14 protein-coding genes are annotated in these 16,758 nt (G+C 44.9%); 6 read left to right on the top strand and 8 right to left on the bottom strand.

Going from position 1 to position 16,758, the window contains the following annotated elements; translation table 11 throughout:
- Positions 1-198 precede the first annotated feature (198 nt).
- From K9M52_RS03800 to K9M52_RS03825, 6 genes are all read right to left on the bottom strand, one after another.
- Positions 199-678 (bottom strand): DinB family protein, encoded by a 480-nt coding sequence (locus K9M52_RS03800; RefSeq protein ID WP_224070734.1) that lies wholly within the window; start codon positions 676-678, stop codon positions 199-201.
- Between the two features lie 66 nt (positions 679-744).
- Positions 745-3,342: a glycoside hydrolase family 2 TIM barrel-domain containing protein gene (locus K9M52_RS03805; RefSeq protein WP_224070735.1), complete on the bottom strand. Its 2,598-nt coding sequence runs from the start codon at positions 3,340-3,342 to the stop codon at positions 745-747.
- Positions 3,343-3,486: 144 nt separating this feature from the next.
- Positions 3,487-4,515, bottom strand: a complete 1,029-nt coding sequence (locus K9M52_RS03810; RefSeq protein ID WP_224070736.1) for a GntR family transcriptional regulator — start codon at positions 4,513-4,515, stop codon at positions 3,487-3,489.
- 81 nt (positions 4,516-4,596) lie between these two features.
- A complete protein-coding gene (locus K9M52_RS03815) occupies positions 4,597-4,764 on the bottom strand; it encodes a hypothetical protein (protein WP_224070737.1) in 168 nt (55 codons plus the stop codon).
- A gap of 86 nt (positions 4,765-4,850) precedes the next feature.
- Complete coding sequence (locus K9M52_RS03820; protein WP_224070738.1) at positions 4,851-5,327, bottom strand: hypothetical protein; 477 nt, start codon at positions 5,325-5,327, stop codon at positions 4,851-4,853.
- Positions 5,328-5,550: 223 nt separating this feature from the next.
- Positions 5,551-6,570, bottom strand: coding sequence for a Gfo/Idh/MocA family oxidoreductase (locus tag K9M52_RS03825; RefSeq protein WP_224070739.1), 1,020 nt, complete (start codon positions 6,568-6,570; stop codon positions 5,551-5,553).
- Positions 6,571-6,837: 267 nt separating this feature from the next.
- Here K9M52_RS03825 and K9M52_RS03830 point away from each other — a divergent pair, with 267 nt between their 5' ends.
- The gene (locus tag K9M52_RS03830; protein WP_224070740.1) at positions 6,838-8,004 is read left to right on the top strand and encodes an MFS transporter; all 1,167 of its coding nucleotides are present in this window, start codon (positions 6,838-6,840) and stop codon (positions 8,002-8,004) included.
- A gap of 54 nt (positions 8,005-8,058) precedes the next feature.
- On the opposite strand, the gene K9M52_RS03835 is transcribed toward K9M52_RS03830, so the two are convergent.
- Positions 8,059-9,150 carry a DUF4421 domain-containing protein gene (locus tag K9M52_RS03835; protein WP_224070741.1) on the bottom strand — a complete coding sequence of 364 codons (1,092 nt, stop codon included), beginning with the start codon at positions 9,148-9,150 and terminating at the stop codon, positions 8,059-8,061.
- Positions 9,151-9,315: 165 nt separating this feature from the next.
- On the opposite strand from K9M52_RS03835, the gene K9M52_RS03840 reads away from it, so the two are divergent.
- Positions 9,316-9,801, top strand: a complete 486-nt coding sequence (locus K9M52_RS03840) for a hypothetical protein (protein WP_224070742.1) — start codon at positions 9,316-9,318, stop codon at positions 9,799-9,801.
- A 140-nt stretch (positions 9,802-9,941) separates the two neighbouring features.
- Complete coding sequence (locus K9M52_RS03845; RefSeq protein ID WP_224070743.1) at positions 9,942-12,350, top strand: DUF5703 domain-containing protein; 2,409 nt, start codon at positions 9,942-9,944, stop codon at positions 12,348-12,350.
- A 13-nt stretch (positions 12,351-12,363) separates the two neighbouring features.
- Here the strand turns inward: K9M52_RS03845 and K9M52_RS03850 are convergent, their stop codons facing one another.
- Positions 12,364-13,230 carry an IclR family transcriptional regulator gene (locus tag K9M52_RS03850; RefSeq protein ID WP_224070744.1) on the bottom strand — a complete coding sequence of 289 codons (867 nt, stop codon included), beginning with the start codon at positions 13,228-13,230 and terminating at the stop codon, positions 12,364-12,366.
- Positions 13,231-13,284: 54 nt separating this feature from the next.
- Between K9M52_RS03850 and K9M52_RS03855 the strand changes: the two genes are divergently transcribed.
- The 3 genes from K9M52_RS03855 to K9M52_RS03865 are packed head-to-tail and all read left to right on the top strand — an operon-like array spanning position 13,285 to position 16,757.
- Positions 13,285-14,424, top strand: a complete 1,140-nt coding sequence (locus K9M52_RS03855; protein ID WP_224070745.1) for an ABC transporter substrate-binding protein — start codon at positions 13,285-13,287, stop codon at positions 14,422-14,424.
- Complete coding sequence (locus tag K9M52_RS03860; RefSeq protein ID WP_224070746.1) at positions 14,424-15,557, top strand: CaiB/BaiF CoA transferase family protein; 1,134 nt, start codon at positions 14,424-14,426, stop codon at positions 15,555-15,557. Before K9M52_RS03855 ends, K9M52_RS03860 begins: the two co-directional genes overlap by 1 nt.
- A gap of 30 nt (positions 15,558-15,587) precedes the next feature.
- Positions 15,588-16,757, top strand: a complete 1,170-nt coding sequence (locus K9M52_RS03865) for a CaiB/BaiF CoA transferase family protein (RefSeq protein WP_224070747.1) — start codon at positions 15,588-15,590, stop codon at positions 16,755-16,757.
- Position 16,758: the final 1 nt, after the last annotated feature.

Genomic DNA, 16,758 nt, shown 5'->3' on the forward strand with positions numbered 1-16,758 from the left:
CGGCCACAATCAAGCCATAATGATGCTATCTAAAAAGAAGCAGAGAAAGTAAAGAAAAGTCCGCACCTCATAATCGGTCTAAAAACCGGCTGGATTTTTTTGAAAAAAAATCAAGAAAATGCAAAATTTGCATCGAATAGATAGATTAATTCATAGTTATTAATCGTTAGATTGACACTCGAAATATCAGCAGCCTTTTTAAACAAACTTTCCGCTGCGGATCATTTTCTTTAACAGAACAATCTGCCCCATATGATAATAAGCATGTTCAACGATTCCCTGTATGTTGTAAATATTATTACCGTACTGACGGTCCTGAAAATCGTTTAATAACTGATCGTCATTCATCAACCGGATCGTAGCAGCAAACTTCTCCGCATGGTTATAAAACGACTCCAGTAGCTGTTGCCAACTGTCCACCGACGGCAAGGTCTCGATATCAAAACCATTTTTTGCATTGGAGGGCAGCATCTCACCCTGAAGCCGCTTCAAAACGATGGAGACATAATAATCCAGATGATATATGATACCGGCAATGGTATTGAGCGGATCGATCTTCGTATTTGCTTCCTCCAGCGTAACATCTGAAAGCACATGCTTAAAATCTACTTCCGTCCAGTTTTTCCCAAAATAGGCATTCATCATAAATTGACCTAGTTGATCTGCGGTGTTTTCCATAATTTCTAAGCTTTATATTCACCTAAGGTAGGAACAAATACGGTTCCTGCCCCATTTTGCCACTGCTTATTCTCCCACCAGAATAGAATGGCGGACTTGTTCCAATCCATCTGCTTTCATATCCAGTTCAATATGTCCTTTACTAACTTTAGGTTCAATGATAGCCACGATCTTTCCTTTCCACGTTTTATATACATTCCCTTTGGGAGATAATAATCCAGCCTGGTACCCGTTACTAAGGCCAACAAGTGTTGCAGGACCTTTAACTGAAAATACAACATTTTGGTCGTCGTTTGGGACTAAAACACCATTTTCATCCGTTAACCGGACAGTTACAAAGATTAAATCACCGATAATGCCTCTGAAATAAGCCTGGTCCACACTGGCAACGAGTCTCGCCGCAGGCCCACCTGTCTTGATTTCCTGGGTGAGTACCGTAACACCGTCTTTTCTGGAAATCGCTTCCAGTTTACCCGCCTTGAACGGTACGCGCCAACTGACATGTAACGGTGTGTCACCTGCCTTTCCATCCCCTTTACTTCTCTTACCCAGGGACTGGCCATTCAGCAATAACTCCACTTCATCCGCCTGACTATAGTAGGCCCATACATTTACCGTATCGCCTGGTTTCCAGTTCCAGTGCGGGAAGACATGCAAAACCGGCTTATCGGCCCATTCGCTCTGATACATGTAATACACGTCTTTATGCAAACCCGCCAAATCGATAATGCCGCAATAAGCACTTCTGGCAGGGAAAGGATATGGCAAAGTTCCACCCATGTAGTCAAAACCGGTCCATACAAAGCCACCGGCAATAAAATCTCTACTCCTGATGCTTTGCAGGGCAGTCTCGTGAGTCATGCCCCATGGCGCGGCATATCTGTCGTAGGCACCGACGGCCCAATGGGTACCAGTCGTATCCGCATACCGCCGGCGCGGATTTTTGGGTAAATACACGGTAGAATCGGGAATCTTGACATCGTATTCATTCCGCGTACCCAGTGCATCTGCCGTTTCTGTTGCTAGAAACGGGCGGCCGGGGTAGAAATGCGGTAAAGAATCATAGCCTTCGCTATGATAATTAAAGCCCAGTACATCCAAAATACCGGAACCGGCCAGCTTATTCTCCCCCGGTTCAAGTATACGCATAGCTGCCGTGACGGGTCTGGTGCTATCCAGATTTTTAATAACGGCCACCATCCCCTTTGCCATGCGAACGCTTACGATATCCGATTCCAAATGTCCTGTATTGCCCAGTGACCATAACATCACACTCGGGTGTGAACGGTCTCTTTTAATAAAGCCGGCGAGTTGCTGCAGGTAAATATGAGTGGCGTTGGAATCTTTATCCGCCTCAGCAGCCAGCGATCGCCAGTCATCAAAAGCTTCGTCCATTACCAAAAAACCCATCGAATCACATAAAGAGAGCATCTCCGGAGCAGGTGGATGGTGAATCGTCCTGATGGCATTACAACCCATTTCTTTAAGTATCCTGAGCTGGCGGGCCATAGCGCTGTAGTTATAAGCTGTCCCCATCGCCCCCCAATCGCTGTTCATACAGACACCTCTGATCTTCGTATAAATTCCATTGAGCTGAAAACCTTTCGCGGAGTCAAACCGGATATCACGTATACCCAAGGGCTTTCTCAGGCAATCTATCACCTGACTGCCCTGCCTGAGTTCAATTTCCCATGTGTATAGATAAGGGCTTTCCGGTGACCAGGGTTTAATGTCTTCTAATGTAAGTTTCCAGTTAATGCGTTGTCTGCCGGGACGAGGTTTTATTGAACCTCTTTTTTGAGCTACCTGAAAATTATTCTCATCAAAAATGGTCGTTTTGACCTGAATCGGCAGGGTCGACAAGTGGCGTTGCGCTTCCAGTTCTTTTTTCTCATATGGATCCGTTATCTCCTTAATAGCCGGCATACCAATATTATCTATCACGAGCTCCTGTGTCAGCTCAGCCACTGCTCCAGCCATCCTTTTTGAAGGTGTCACTTCATCCCGGGAAGGCATTTTAATGGTTGCATATAAATAACTTTCATTATCGTCTACTGTAATGGGCTTTTTTTTCACCAGCCAGACATTACGGTTAATGCCTGAACCCGTATACCAGTCCGCAACAGGTTGCTGACTGTTATCCACACGCACCACTAATACATTGGGCCTTTCATCAAAATGCAGGTATTTGGAAAGTTCATAGGTAAATCCCAGCACACCGTCCGGCTGATCCCCTAATGCATGACCGTTGATCCATACTGTGCTATTGCGGTAAACGCCATCAAATTCTATATAAACATGCTTATATCTGTCCGAAGAAGGCAGGTTAAAGGTTTTCCTGTACCACCCTGTCCCCATTGGAAGAGCACTTCCCCGGTTTCGTTCGGCATGTTCACGGGAAAATGTCCCGAATATGCTCCAGTCATGTGGCAGCATAACCGGATGCCAGTGTGTAGTGTCCAGTTTACCGTAAAAGGGCAATTCCGCTCCCACAAAAACCTGGGCACTGTCCAGCTTTCCATAATGGAAATTCCAGCGTTGATTAAAGCTGATTTTTTCGGTTCCGACACTATGACCAAAGTCATGCGAAGTGCACCCGCTTATACAAGCCAGCCCAAAAACAATAATAAAAACATGAATATGTATAAATGTATTATGCCGCATAAATTGCTGCTCAGATTGTTTGTTTCTATCTTTATCCTGAATAAAGGCAAATTTAAACAAAATCAGGCAGCCAGCATCCGTTTAAAGTACACTGCCGGTTTTGGATACCAGGCATACGGTCCATCGTACGCCATCCAGACATTCTTATAAAGAGTCCCTTAAATGAATCTTAAAAGGAACCGGTATCAACGCTTTTTTGCCCTCAGATATTAACGCAGCCGCCTCTTTGCCCATGGCAATAAAGTCCGTCGAAATAGTTGTAATGCCGCTCAGGATAATTCTTTTGATAGGGGTTTCGTTATAGGATATCACACCAATATCCTTCCCTGTCACAAGTTGCCGGTCTTTAGCAATCTCAATCAACCTGACCAGGTCATCTTCCATCACCGTGATATAAACATCTCCGGTCTGTATCTGTACAAATTTTGTATTTGGAAAAATATCATATTCAAAACCCGTCTCTTCACAGAACTTCTTAAACCCGCAGATAATCTCCTGTGGATAGTAGCTCTTATCCGGAAAAATTAAAACGAGTCGCCTGTAGTTTTTGATCCTGGGAAGCGCGGCCTGTAAGGCACCGCGGATATCTTCTTCAAAACGTTCATAAACAGCGCTGTAGCCCATATCGGGCTCCATAAAAGGCATCTTTTTATCCAGCATGATCAATTTGTCTTTTGGGATCTGTTCCACCAATTCCTGTACCGGCGGATCGCCTTCCAAAAAATGAGTGATCAATACATAGTAAGAATATTGATCCAATCTTTCCAACAAGATCTTTTTAAACAAATTAAAATCATTGTTATAAATATAAAAGTCGATCTGGGATTCCGGATCCAGCGCTGCCACAAAAGCATCATAGAGTATTTTCTTATGGGCACTGAGTTTATTAAACAATAACAGGATCTTGTGCCGCTTTTTCTGGACTTTTGAAGCAATAAAAAAACCTTTACCGGGCACGGAATCCAATACCCCTATTTTTTTTAAATGCCGATAGCCCTTTTCAGCGGTATCTCTGGAAATTTCCAGCGATGCACTGAGTTCATTGATGGAAGGTAAAACATCATCTTTTCGCAAAACACCGGACTCTACAGCCGTAATAATACTGCTGGCGAGCTGCGTATATTTTGGCGTCGCTGAATATGGATCTATTTTAATTAATTCAATAACATTCACGTCTCAATCAATTCATTATTTTTTAAAAGATCAACCCCTTCAAAAATAATGAATTTTATCCGCTTGCACTGTTTTTAATCTCTAGCTCTTAGGAGCTGACAGGATTTTTATCTGGGTCATGGTCTGTTCCCTGGTAACGGGATAGGGCGAACCTGTATGAAGGGTCTGATAAACAACATCAAACAAGCCCAGATAATTGGAAGAAAGCTCAGCGATTTTAGTTTGTGAGAATGCTAGCCACTTCATCATTGTCAACATGAACACCCTGGAGCTTTAATATTCCGATTACATGTTTAGCAGAAACCTTTTTATCGATAAAGGTAAAATAAAGTATGTCAGGGGTGGGTTCCACCAAACTCCTCAATCATTCTATCAATAACGGCTTCATTAATATCTTTAACCATAAACATCTTCACAATTACATTGGCTTGATATTTAACTTGAAAAAAAAGCACCCTTCCATAAATCTTATACCATACACTCCCTTTTTCAAATACAAAGGACTTTTCGTCACCTTCAATGTTAAATTCTTTGTCTTTAACAAAATAAGTAATCAGTACTTTCCCATCCTGCTTTTCAATGCTCGTAATATAGCCTCTTGCCCAGGATCTATATTCAACAATATTTAGGATAACAATAAAAAATAGAATAATGAACACACCTATCATAGAAATTCTTAAAAATGCCGAACCAATTATAAGGATAATATAAAAAACTAATGCGCTTTTAAATCGATCCGCTATTCTATTAGCATAAGATATATAGGCAGCCTTAAATTCATTACTATACAGGGTCAAAACAAGTTTAGACATAAATATTATTTATTACCGCATATAATTTTCAAAAAACTCCAACTTCTTTTCAGTATCACTAATCGATTTATTATCCTCGGTTGTCCGGGCAGTGATGGACCGAGCAAGGAGCCAGAAATATTGCATGTCTTAGAGCGAATATGAAAAGCATGATGAACGGTGAACTACACAAAATTATCAAAGTAGCATAAATTGGAATATTATCTTACACCAATTTTAATGTCTAGCTCTCGGGAGCTGACAGAATTTTTATCTGGGTCATGATCTGTTCTCTGGTAACGGGATAGGGCGCACCTGTACTGAGCGTCTGATAAACAGCATCAAACAGACCCAAATAATTGGAAGGAAGCTCAGGCACCTTTAATTGTGTTAATGTAAAATCCTGTTCTACCGTAATGAGTCCGGGCATATTTGCGGGAGGATTGCCAAAGTCAGCATCTAAAGGCCTGATACCTGCCTTTAATTGATCTTCCTGCACATCACTGCGCCACTTTTCGTAACTGCCTTTCTGCGCATAGAACCTAAAAGCGGCCGGCAGTTCCGCCGTCACAAGGCTGGCCACTACATACACTTCCAGATTATCACGATAACTCAACTGAATACTGCAAAAATCATCTACCTGACTTTCCGGTCTTAATTTGGAAAGTCTTTTATAAAACTTCTCCGGTATACCAAACAAAGCGATTGCCTGATCCAATACATGGGGGATCAGATCATACTGTATCCCGCTGGCATCTATGGGCGTTTCTTTGAAAGTTTTGGGACTTAGCTTCAGATTATAGCGATCGAACCTGAAATGCGCTTCATGAATGTGGCCAAAGTCGTATTCATTTATCGCCGAAAGCATATTTTGATAATCACTGTCCCAACGTCTGTTCTGATAAAATAAAATTTGTTTACCGACTTTGTCAGCCACTGTAAATAAAGTTTGCAGTTCCTCAGCACGGGTACAGATCGGCTTTTCGACAAGCACATGCTTACCTGCCTCCAAAGCAGCTTTTGCCTGTTCATAATGTAAATTATTGGGTGTATTTACAACGACCAGCTCAATGGATGCATCGGCCAGCAGATCTTCTATTCTGTCATAACTGCGAATGCCCGGGTAATCATTTTGGGCATTCTTGTGATGCCGCTCAAGCACAGCAGTCAGTTCAAAACCTTTATGCGCTGCTAAGAAAGGCGCATGGAATACTTTGCCTGACATGCCGTAAGCGAGTAAGGCAGATTTGATAGGATTATGCATAAGATGACCATTTTTATCCGGATAAGTATCTGTTGAATTAATGAGCAACAGTACATCTGAGTTTATTTCTGCAAAATAATGAAAACCAGTGAAATACAAAAAGACTTTATTCACTGTTCACACCAGCTTTCATTATGGAAACTAACTACCCGATATAATTTTACATTTCATATAGATACTTACAATTGTTACTGCTATACGCCATAGTACCTTTGCAGCTGTTTAAACGTTCGGGCAGAACGATTTAGACAAATTAACCCTTAGTACATGGAAAATAAAAGATTATTAACGCTTACACTCGGCGGTCTTAGCATCGGCACCACAGAATTCGTGATGATGGGCATGCTACCCGAAGTTGCCAGAGATTTCTCAATTTCTATACCGGAAGCCGGACACTTTATTGCCGCTTATGCTTTAGGTGTGGTCATAGGGGCCCCTCTATTTGCCATCATTGGTTCGAAGTATCCGCCTAAGAAGTTATTACTTATTTTAATGGCGATTTTTACCCTGTTTAACGGCCTGACCGCTTTATCAACCGGACATACCATGATGGTTATTACCCGGCTCATGAGCGGCCTCCCACATGGTGCATTTTTCGGAGTCGGCTCTGTAGTCGCTGCCAAATTAGCCGCAAAAGGCAAGGAAGCAGCCGCCATGTCCATCATGTTTGCCGGACTGACAGTGGCGAATATCGTCATGGTACCTTTGGGGACATATATAGGTCTGCATTTTAGCTGGCGTTATGTTTTTGGAATGATCGCTTTATTAGGATTACTGACGGTCATTTTCATTGCAAAAGTGCTGCCGGCACTACCCGCCAATACATCCGGTTCTATTGATAAAGAGCTGGGCATTTTCAAACGCCCTGTGGTATGGATCATGATATTGATTACAGCGATCGGCACCGGAGGTCTGTTTGCCTGGATCAGTTATATCGCGCCGATGCTGACAAGCATTACCCATTTCAAGGAAACGGCTGTCCCCTATGTAATGATTGTTGCAGGACTGGGGATGTTTATAGGTAATATTTTAGGAGGCAAACTGGCCGATAAACTGGCACCGGCCAATGCCTTGCTGATCGCGCTCATGGCTGTGGGTTCCAGCCTACTGTTGGATTATTTCTTTGCGGCGAATCAGACCCTCACATTGGTAGGCACCTTTTTAACCGGTGCATCGTCATTTGCCCTTATCGCACCGATTCAGATCCTGATGATCCGGATCGCTTCTGAAGCAGAGATTCTGGGTGCATCAGCCACGCAGGCTGCCTTTAATATCGGTAACGCTATCGGGGCATTCGCCGGCGGGCTACCCATCGCGGCAGGATTTGGCTACAGCTCTCCCATACTAATCGGTGTGCTCATGGTCCTTATCGGTATTGGACTAACCATGATACTGATCCAGATGCAGCAACGCCAACAAGTCTGCGCAGTCTGAGTGTAATTGAGTGTTAATTTGAGATATCAGAATGGAGCAAAGCTTTGGGGAAGTTTATTTACCCTGGAGTTTTTTTACTTTATCCTCTACTTTGTCGAGTTGCTTATCCACGGGATTGAATATCTTTTTACGCATCTTGTGGCCAACGCTAAATCTTCTGGCTACCGTAATACGAAATTGCTGATCAAATAAATTGTAATTCTCCCCCGCAGCACTATGGGCAGGAACGCTGTTGTTGAACATAGAAGCATTGATATTATACAGGCGGCTGTTATAACCGATGCTAAGGCGATAACTGATATTAGGTGACACCGCATTCACGCCCTTAAAGTCCTCCCCACGGGACTCCCGGGTGGTCGCATAATCCAGAATGCCGGTTACGCCTCCGGAAACAAAAAAGTGCTTCTGAAAAACGTACGTATATGCATAGCCTATTCCTGCACCGATCCTGAAAAAACGTATATTGTCGATACCCGACTGTGGATAGACCTCAGCCAGGGCAGCCGGTACCAGGGTGCTGTCTGCCTTAGAATTGCCATAATATATTTCTCCGCCCAACAACAGGGACCCGGCAGATTTAATCTGCCACTCATTTTGCGTCATCACCGCGCGATAAGAAAACCTGTCGGAGTTTAAAATGCGCCAGAAGTCCCCGCCGACGAGCGTTGAGCGAACATCAGGCCGTAGATAATAATTCCCATCCTTATTGTATAGCTCCTTGGGCGACAGATACATTCCCTTGAAATGCTGATAGACAAAATCATATACCCACTGCTGTTTATATAAGGAAGTCTGCAGGGATAAAGAATTTGTTTTACCCTTTTGCTTGTCTGTGCCAAGCAGTCTAAACGACAGATTCAGCGTTAAATACCGATAACTAAGGCCCAGACCAAGGCCTTTAGAATTGTTCGGTTTGTAGTCAAAAGAAGGTTGCCCGGAGGAACGGAACGTTAAACCGGTATTTTCCCTGGTATAATACATCCTGCCGGTAATGTCATTACCGTAATCCAAAATATAGCTGGAATCCCGCTGGTCATGAGAACGGCCCAGATAACTCCAAAAAGAATGCTGGGCTTTTACCTGACTGGCGCATATCATCAGGCAGCTGATCCAAAACATTTTTCGTAGCGTAGTTTTGCGACTCATCGGCTGGTGTTTTTAAGGGTACTGTGAATATCGGTATTCTTTGACTAATTCAGACAAATCCCCCCAATTCTTTTCCGCTTCAAAGTATGTGCTATAGTTCAATTTTCTCTGGCTATTTATGAATATCCGCTTGATTTATATTATTTTTAAGGATAATTTTTGCTCATGAAAATCAATTATCTGAAAAACCGGGTCTCGGGGATCGCTGTTTTGCTGCTGAGTCCTTTCGTGCTGCTTTTTTCCTGCGGGTCTGGTAACAGTCCTGAAATACCGCAAGACGCCAATCCGCTAATCGGCACCTGGAAGCTTATTGAAGGCCGATTGACAGAAAACGGGCAGACTACAGTTACCAGCTATACCGGCGACACCAGCTTTATTAAGATCATCAATCCCACCCATTTTGCTTTCCTGCAACACGACTCAAAAAAAGACAGTACGGGCTTTTTCTCTGCCGGTGGCGGACATTATACTTTACAGGACAGTATCTATACAGAGCATCTGGAATATTGTAATGCCAGAAGCTGGGAGGGGCATGCATTTCCGTTTACGGTTAAAATAAAGGGCGACACCCTCACTCAGTCCGGTGTGGAGAAAATTGACAGTTTGGGCATTAACCGGGTGAATACGGAAGTATACGTCAAGGTACAATAACACTCGCATAGTATATAATTTTCGGGATGAATTAAAGGTCAGATCTTACCAGAGAAATTATACGTTCTATACAACCCTTCTTTGTTTAATGGATGTTCCTGTGTGAATTGCACGGCAATTTGTATTTTCGTTGCATTAAGATGAAAAGCAAATTTAATTCATACCGGAATCTGGCCCTATGCCTTATAGGTGCACTATTTTTTACCGGCACATTTGCGCAGCTATCCGGTACATTCCCCGATAAAGATGATATCACCTGGCATAGCTTCAGCAAGGATGCATCCGGTTCCATGCCCTGTGGTGGCGGAGATATCGGCTTGAATGTCTGGGTGGAGAAAGGAGATGTACTGTTCTACATCGCCAAAAGCGATGCATTTGATGAAAATAACACCTTACTTAAACTGGGAAGAGTCCGTATTCACTTATCTCCCAACCCATTCACCAACGCAGCCTTCTCACAAACCCTGCACCTGGCCGATGGGAGCATTTATATAAAAGGCATGCTCGATCACCAACCCGTGCAGCTCCATTTATGGGTCGATGTCCACCGGCCGGTTATCCACGGAAGCGTCCGGTTTACAGGTATCGGACACAAGATCCGTTCCCATGCATTTAATGCGCAGATAACTTATGAGTGCTGGCGGGATAAAGACCATATTGTCAAAGGCAAAGAAAACAATCAGAACTCCTATAAATTCGGGCCTCAGGGTATCATTAAAGTCAAAAAAGATCATATTGAACTGGGTCAGGATAAGGAGTTGGGGGGTCAGGTTGTTTTTTATCATGCCAACACGGGCCCTACTGTATTTGACGCTGCCGTCCACCAGCAAGGGTTAGATAGCATCAAATCTGAATTATATGATCCGCTGGGTGGCAGGGTCTCCGGAGGTATCCTTTATGCTAAACAGTTAGTTCCGGCCGGCACCTTAACAGGAAAATATCAAAGCACACCCTTTACCGGATATCAATTAAAGACGGTCAAGCCCGTACATACCCTGCAGTTCACTGTTGCTTTGGCAGTCAGCCAGTCTTCAGATCTGGCCGGCTGGACATCAGATTTAAAAAAATCAGAGCGGACGTCCAGCCAAATTAAAACAGACTGGACCGCGACCAGGTCCTGGTGGGCATCATTTTGGGACCGCAGTTTTATTGATATTAATCCATCGCAGAAAAAAGACAGCATAAACACACAGGCCTGGACCATGGGCAGGAACTATCAGCTATTCCGGTATATGCTGGGCTGCAATGCCTATGGTAAATTCCCTACCAAGTTCAATGGAGGGCTTTTTACTTATGATCCGGTATTGGTGGACAGTAGCTATCCGTTTACACCGGATTTCAGAAACTGGGGCGGTGGCACCTTTACCGCGCAGAACCAGCGATTAGTGTACTATCCTATGCTCAAAAGCGGGGACTATGATCTGATGCAATCCAGCTTTGACTTCTATAACCGGCTCTTAAAAACCGCAGAGCTTCGGTCAAAGACCTACTGGCACCATAAGGGCGCTTCCTTCACCGAGCAGCTGGAGAACTTTGGCCTACCCAACCCCTCTGAATATAGCTGGAAAAGACCTGCCGGTTTTGATCCCGGCATGCAGTATAATGCCTGGCTCGAATATGAGTGGGATACGGTTTTAGAGTTCTGTGACATGATCCTGCAGTCCAGACTTTATAACGGCACAGATATCCGGCGGTATATGCCGCTGATCAAAAGTTGTCTCAGTTTCTTTGATGAGCACTATCAATATCTGGCAAAAAAAAGAGGGGCCAGGATACTGGACGGTCATGGCCATCTGATCCTGTATCCCGGCTCAGCTGCAGAAACCTATAAACTGGCCTATAACGCCTCCTCCACCGTTGCCGCCTTATCCACGGTAACTAAACATCTTTTAGCACTTCCGGAAGGTATGCTCGACTCATCTGATCGAAGTTATTTCCGTCAGTTGGCCAAGAGAATTCCACCGCTTGCATTTGGGGAGATCGACCATCACAAAGTTATTTCGCCGGCCGTTACCTGGGCCAGGATCAACAATGTGGAATCCCCGCAGCTCTATCCGGTATTTCCATGGGGCATCTTCGGCGTTGGTAAACCAGATCTGGACGTGGGTCTGAACACCTGGCGGTTAGATTCCAGTGTCATCAAAAACAGAAGCTTTGTAGGCTGGAAACAGGATAATATATTCGCGGCGCGTCTGGGGCTCAGTCGGGAAGCATTTCAGCTCACGATGGACAAATTTAGAGATGGCCCCCGGAGATTCCCCGCTTTCTGGGGTCCGGGATTTGACTGGGTTCCGGATCATAACTGGGGCGGATCGGCCATGATCGGTCTTCAGGAAATGCTGCTTCAGACTCGTGGGGACAGTATACTGCTTTTCCCGGCCTGGCCCGGGGAAATTGACGTACACTTTAAATTACATGCACCTCATCATACCACCGTAGAAGCCTGGTTAAAAAACGGACAGCTCAGTCGGCTGACGGTTTTACCTAAGTCCAGGGAAAAAGATGTGATCAACTATCTACATCTGTCAAGCACCATTTTGGAAAATTAATCTTTCAGCAGTCCTAGGAATCCAATCCCAGATTCACGGAAATCCTCCGAGCGGTCTCTTTGGCCTTAGCAGCTATTTCCTCCAGCCCTACCTCTTCTTTTAGCTGAACAGATAAAATGGCAATGGTGAGACAGGCTACCGCTTTATCACCATTCATGACCGGGACGGTAACATCCATGATGCCTTTTGCCAGATCACTGCCTGTTATATAGTGCCCGTCCGCCTTGATTTCCTGTAAAGAGCTGATAAACTTCTGCTGCTTTCTCAAAGGATATTCATTAAAGAGCTCATTTCTTTTTAAAAGTTCCAGCCGCTCATTTTCGTCCATGTAGGCCAGCAAGACTTTTCCTGAAGCTGTCAGCATCACCGGGAAAGTACTTCCCTCTTCAATAGATAAGGCAATGGGCACCGGGCTCCTGGATTGAGAGACGACAATCAGCTTATCCTGATAGAGGACACCCAGGTGGCAGGACTGTTTGATGCTGTCGGCCAGGTCATCCATAGGATAATGAGAGGCGCGCCTGATTTCATCTATCGGGGAATGGCGGTGTGATAAATTAAATAATTTCAGGGACTGTTTGTATTTGCCGGATATTTCGTCCCGCAGCAAATATCCCCGTTGCTCCAGGCAAACCAGCATTCGATAGATCTCACTGGGGTTCTTATCGATTCCCTGGGCGATATCTGCCTGAGAAAGCGGTCTGCCTTCTGCAGATATAAATTCCAGAATATCAAGCCCCTTTTCCAGGGCGGGTGCGTGATATTTCACTTCAGCTTCGTCGACAGTCTTCTTTTTTACCATTCTTTCTATCAGTTGTTCGTATATAAATTGTGAATTTACGCCAATAAGGGCGAACAAAAATAATATTTTTAAGGCCATTTTTGTTTATTTGTGAATATTATATTTATATTTGAATAATTAAACTCAGAAAACTTGGCTCAGATTTTATTAAAAGGGATTACCTGGGATCATAGTCGGGGATATACGCCGCTTGTTGCTACTGCTCAGCGGTTTATGGAACGGCATAAAGAAGTAGAAATTATTTGGAGCAAACGTAGCTTGCAGGATTTTGCCGACAAACCGATTGGCGGGTTGGCGGAGGAGTATGATTTACTCATCGTTGATTATCCATGGATTGGATACAGTGCCGAAGAGAAGCAATTTCTTCCCCTAAATACCTATTTACCGGGCAGTTTTTTAAAAGATCAGCTGCAGGGCAGCGTGGGCGCCTCTTATGAGAGCTACACCTATTCAGGGCAGACCTGGGCAATACCTATGGATGCGGCTACACCTGTAGCCAGTTACCGGCCGGATATTTTTCAGAAAAATAACTGGGCGATGCCCAAAAACTATGAAGACGTTTTGGATCTGGCAGCCCGGGGACAAGTCATATTGCCCGGCATTCCGGTAGACACATTGATGAACTTCTACATGTTTTGTTGCTCACTCGGTGAAGCGCCTTTTCAAATGGACAACAAAGTCATCAGTGAAGCCACCGGATTACAGGCGCTCACTTTATATAAATCACTTACAGACAAAGTTGACCCGGTTTGCTTTACACTCAACCCCATCAAAGTCTACGAACAACTTTCTACAACGGACGCGTACAGTTATTGCCCCTTCGCCTATGGCTACTCCAACTATGCCCGACCGGGGTTTTCGGACCATGTGCTTCATTTTGCCGATTTAGTCAACCTGAATGGCCAACCGCTGATCTCGACAATCGGCGGTACGGGGCTGGCAGTTTCCCAGCACTGTCAATATAAATCAATTGCGGTCAAATACCTGGAATACGCCACTCACCCTGAGACGCAGGCACATCTCTATTTTGAGGCCGGTGGACAGCCTGCGCATTTAAGTGCCTGGACATCCCGCGCCAATAATGCGGCCACACATCAGTTTTTTCAACGCACTTTACCCACACTCAGGCGCGCCTATCTGCGGCCGCGATATAAGGGTTATATCCACTTTCAGGATAATGCCGGAGATATCATCCGGTCATATCTTATGAGCGGCGGCAATCCAAAAAATGTATTATCTCAGTTAGATCAACTCTTAAATCATTCCCATTAATGGCTCCATTAGAAAATCTGATTGTACTGGAATTCTGTCAATATATGTCTGGTCCGTCTGCCGGACTGAGAATGGCAGACCTGGGAGCAACTGTCATTAAAATAGAAAGACCGGGCAGCGGGGAAGGCGGCAGGCAATTAGCGATAAAAAACCTGTTTGCCGGTAATAACAGCGTACTGTTCCATACTATAAACCGCAATAAACAATCGTACAGTGCCAATCTAAAAAACCCGGAAGATCTGGAGAGGATCAAAAAGCTGATCGGGAAGGCTGATGTACTCATCCATAATTTTCGGCCCGGTGTCATGGAAAAACTGGGACTGGGCTATAAAGAGGCAGCAGCCCTGAATGCACGGCTTATATACGGAGAGATCAGTGGTTACGGGAAGCAAGGTAAATGGAAACATAAACCGGGACAAGATCTGCTATTGCAGTCTGTATCAGGATTAACCTGGCTTTCAGGCAACAAGAATGATCCGCCCATCCCGTTCGGATTATCTATCGCTGATTATATGTGCGGTACGCATCTGGTTCAGGGCGTTCTCGCTGCGCTCGTCGCAAGAGCAAAAACAAATAAAGGCATGTTGGTAGAAGTCAATTTACTGGCTTCGCTTATAGATTTCCAGTTCGAAGTGATCACGACCCATTTAAACGACGGCGGCAGGTTACCTGACAGAGCCGCGTGGGGCAATGCGCATGCCTATCTGAGTGCTCCTTACGGTGTCTATGCTACCAAAGACGGCTATCTGGCCATGGCTATGGAGAATCTGGAATATTTAACGAGGGCGCTGGCGATCCCCCACATTAAGCCGTTAATCAAAGACGGCTTTGCCCATCGGGAGGAGATCATGGAAGCTATTGCAGGCGCCCTGAAAAAGCAAACGACTAAGCAGTGGCTGGCCATCTTTGAACCGCAGGATATCTGGTGTGCAGAAGTGCAAAATTATCATCAATTTACAGGGCACCCCGGTTACCAGGCCATGCGCCTGGAGCAGGAGATCCAGCTTCCTGACGGAATGATGCTGACAACGACGCGCTGCCCGATCCGCATTGACGGAGAATTATTTACCAGCATGCGCCCTGGCCCTGAAGTCGGAGCGCATAACAGGATAGTGGAAACAAACTTATTATAATATTAAAACCCTTATTTAACCTAGCAGCAGATGAATAAACCCTTGGACGATATATTGGTAGTGGATTTCAGCCAATTTCTTTCTGGTCCTTCAGCCAGCCTCCGGCTCGCTGACCTGGGCGCCAGGGTAATAAAGATAGAAAGACCTGTAACAGGTGATATCTCCAGACACATGTATATTTCCGATGTAGACATGAATGGAGCTTCCTCTGTCTTTCATGCGATTAACCGTAACAAAGAAAGTTATTCGGCCGATCTCAAAAACCCGGATGACCTGGCCAGGATTTTATCGCTGGTTCAAAAAGCAGATATCGTGATGCACAATTTCCGGCCGGGCGTCATGGAACGATTAGGGTTGGATTATGCCACCGTAAAAAATATCAACAACTCCGTTATCTATGGAGAGATCAGCGGTTATGGCACTGAAGGCCCCTGGAAAGACAAGCCCGGGCAGGATCTGCTCTTGCAGGCACTCTCAGGCATGTGCTATCTGAGTGGCAATGGCGATATGGCACCGGTTCCAATGGGAATATCTCTTGTCGATATAGCCACTGGCGGGCATCTGGTACAAGGTATTCTGGCCTGTCTGGTGCGCCGGGCCGTTACCGGCCAGGGAGGCCTGGTGCAGGTCAGTATGCTGGAATCCGCCTGCGACCTTCAGTTTGAATCAATTACCTGTTATTTGAACGATGGACGTGAACTTCCCGAGCGAGGATTAAAAAATAATGCCAATGCATACTTGGGAGCGCCTTATGGTATCTACAAAACAGCTGACGGGTATTTAGCGCTCGCCATGACGGCTGTGGACCAGCTGGGCGCACTGATTAATTGTAAAGAATTATGTAAATACACCGACACACAGCAATGGTTTACGCTTCGTGAGGAAATAAAAGCTATATTGAGTGCGCATTTACTTACAGCCGTAACGCGCCATTGGCTGGACATACTGGAGCCTGCCGATATCTGGTGCGCAGAAGTATTAAACTGGCGGGACCTGTTGGCAGATACGGCGTTAAACAATAATAAAATCACTCAGTCAGTGACCATGCAGGATGGCTACACTTTTCAGACGACACGTTGTCCGATCAATTTAAACGGAGAGGCACTACTGTCAGACAAAGGCACACCGGCACTCGGTCAGGACAACCAGATAATTGACGGCACCCTCCTTAAGGAAAATATGAAGGGCCTATTAAAATAAT

The organism is Arachidicoccus terrestris, assembly GCF_020042345.1.
In the GTDB taxonomy this organism is placed as follows: Bacteria; Bacteroidota; Bacteroidia; order Chitinophagales; family Chitinophagaceae; genus Arachidicoccus; species Arachidicoccus terrestris.

What these genes read in the sequence shown, in the direction of transcription:
- K9M52_RS03800 (WP_224070734.1), bottom strand. Translation starts at nt 678, where the DNA reads ATGGAAAACACCGCAGATCAACTAGGTCAATTTATGATGAATGCCTAT.
- K9M52_RS03805 (WP_224070735.1), bottom strand. Translation starts at nt 3,342, where the DNA reads ATGCGGCATAATACATTTATACATATTCATGTTTTTATTATTGTTTTT.
- K9M52_RS03815 (WP_224070737.1), bottom strand. Translation starts at nt 4,764, where the DNA reads ATGATGAAGTGGCTAGCATTCTCACAAACTAAAATCGCTGAGCTTTCT.
- K9M52_RS03820 (WP_224070738.1), bottom strand. Translation starts at nt 5,327, where the DNA reads ATGTCTAAACTTGTTTTGACCCTGTATAGTAATGAATTTAAGGCTGCC.
- K9M52_RS03825 (WP_224070739.1), bottom strand. Translation starts at nt 6,570, where the DNA reads ATGCATAATCCTATCAAATCTGCCTTACTCGCTTACGGCATGTCAGGC.
- K9M52_RS03830 (WP_224070740.1), top strand. Translation starts at nt 6,838, where the DNA reads ATGGAAAATAAAAGATTATTAACGCTTACACTCGGCGGTCTTAGCATC.
- K9M52_RS03835 (WP_224070741.1), bottom strand. Translation starts at nt 9,150, where the DNA reads ATGAGTCGCAAAACTACGCTACGAAAAATGTTTTGGATCAGCTGCCTG.
- K9M52_RS03840 (WP_224070742.1), top strand. Translation starts at nt 9,316, where the DNA reads ATGAAAATCAATTATCTGAAAAACCGGGTCTCGGGGATCGCTGTTTTG.
- K9M52_RS03845 (WP_224070743.1), top strand. Translation starts at nt 9,942, where the DNA reads ATGAAAAGCAAATTTAATTCATACCGGAATCTGGCCCTATGCCTTATA.
- K9M52_RS03850 (WP_224070744.1), bottom strand. Translation starts at nt 13,230, where the DNA reads ATGGCCTTAAAAATATTATTTTTGTTCGCCCTTATTGGCGTAAATTCA.
- K9M52_RS03860 (WP_224070746.1), top strand. Translation starts at nt 14,424, where the DNA reads ATGGCTCCATTAGAAAATCTGATTGTACTGGAATTCTGTCAATATATG.
- K9M52_RS03865 (WP_224070747.1), top strand. Translation starts at nt 15,588, where the DNA reads ATGAATAAACCCTTGGACGATATATTGGTAGTGGATTTCAGCCAATTT.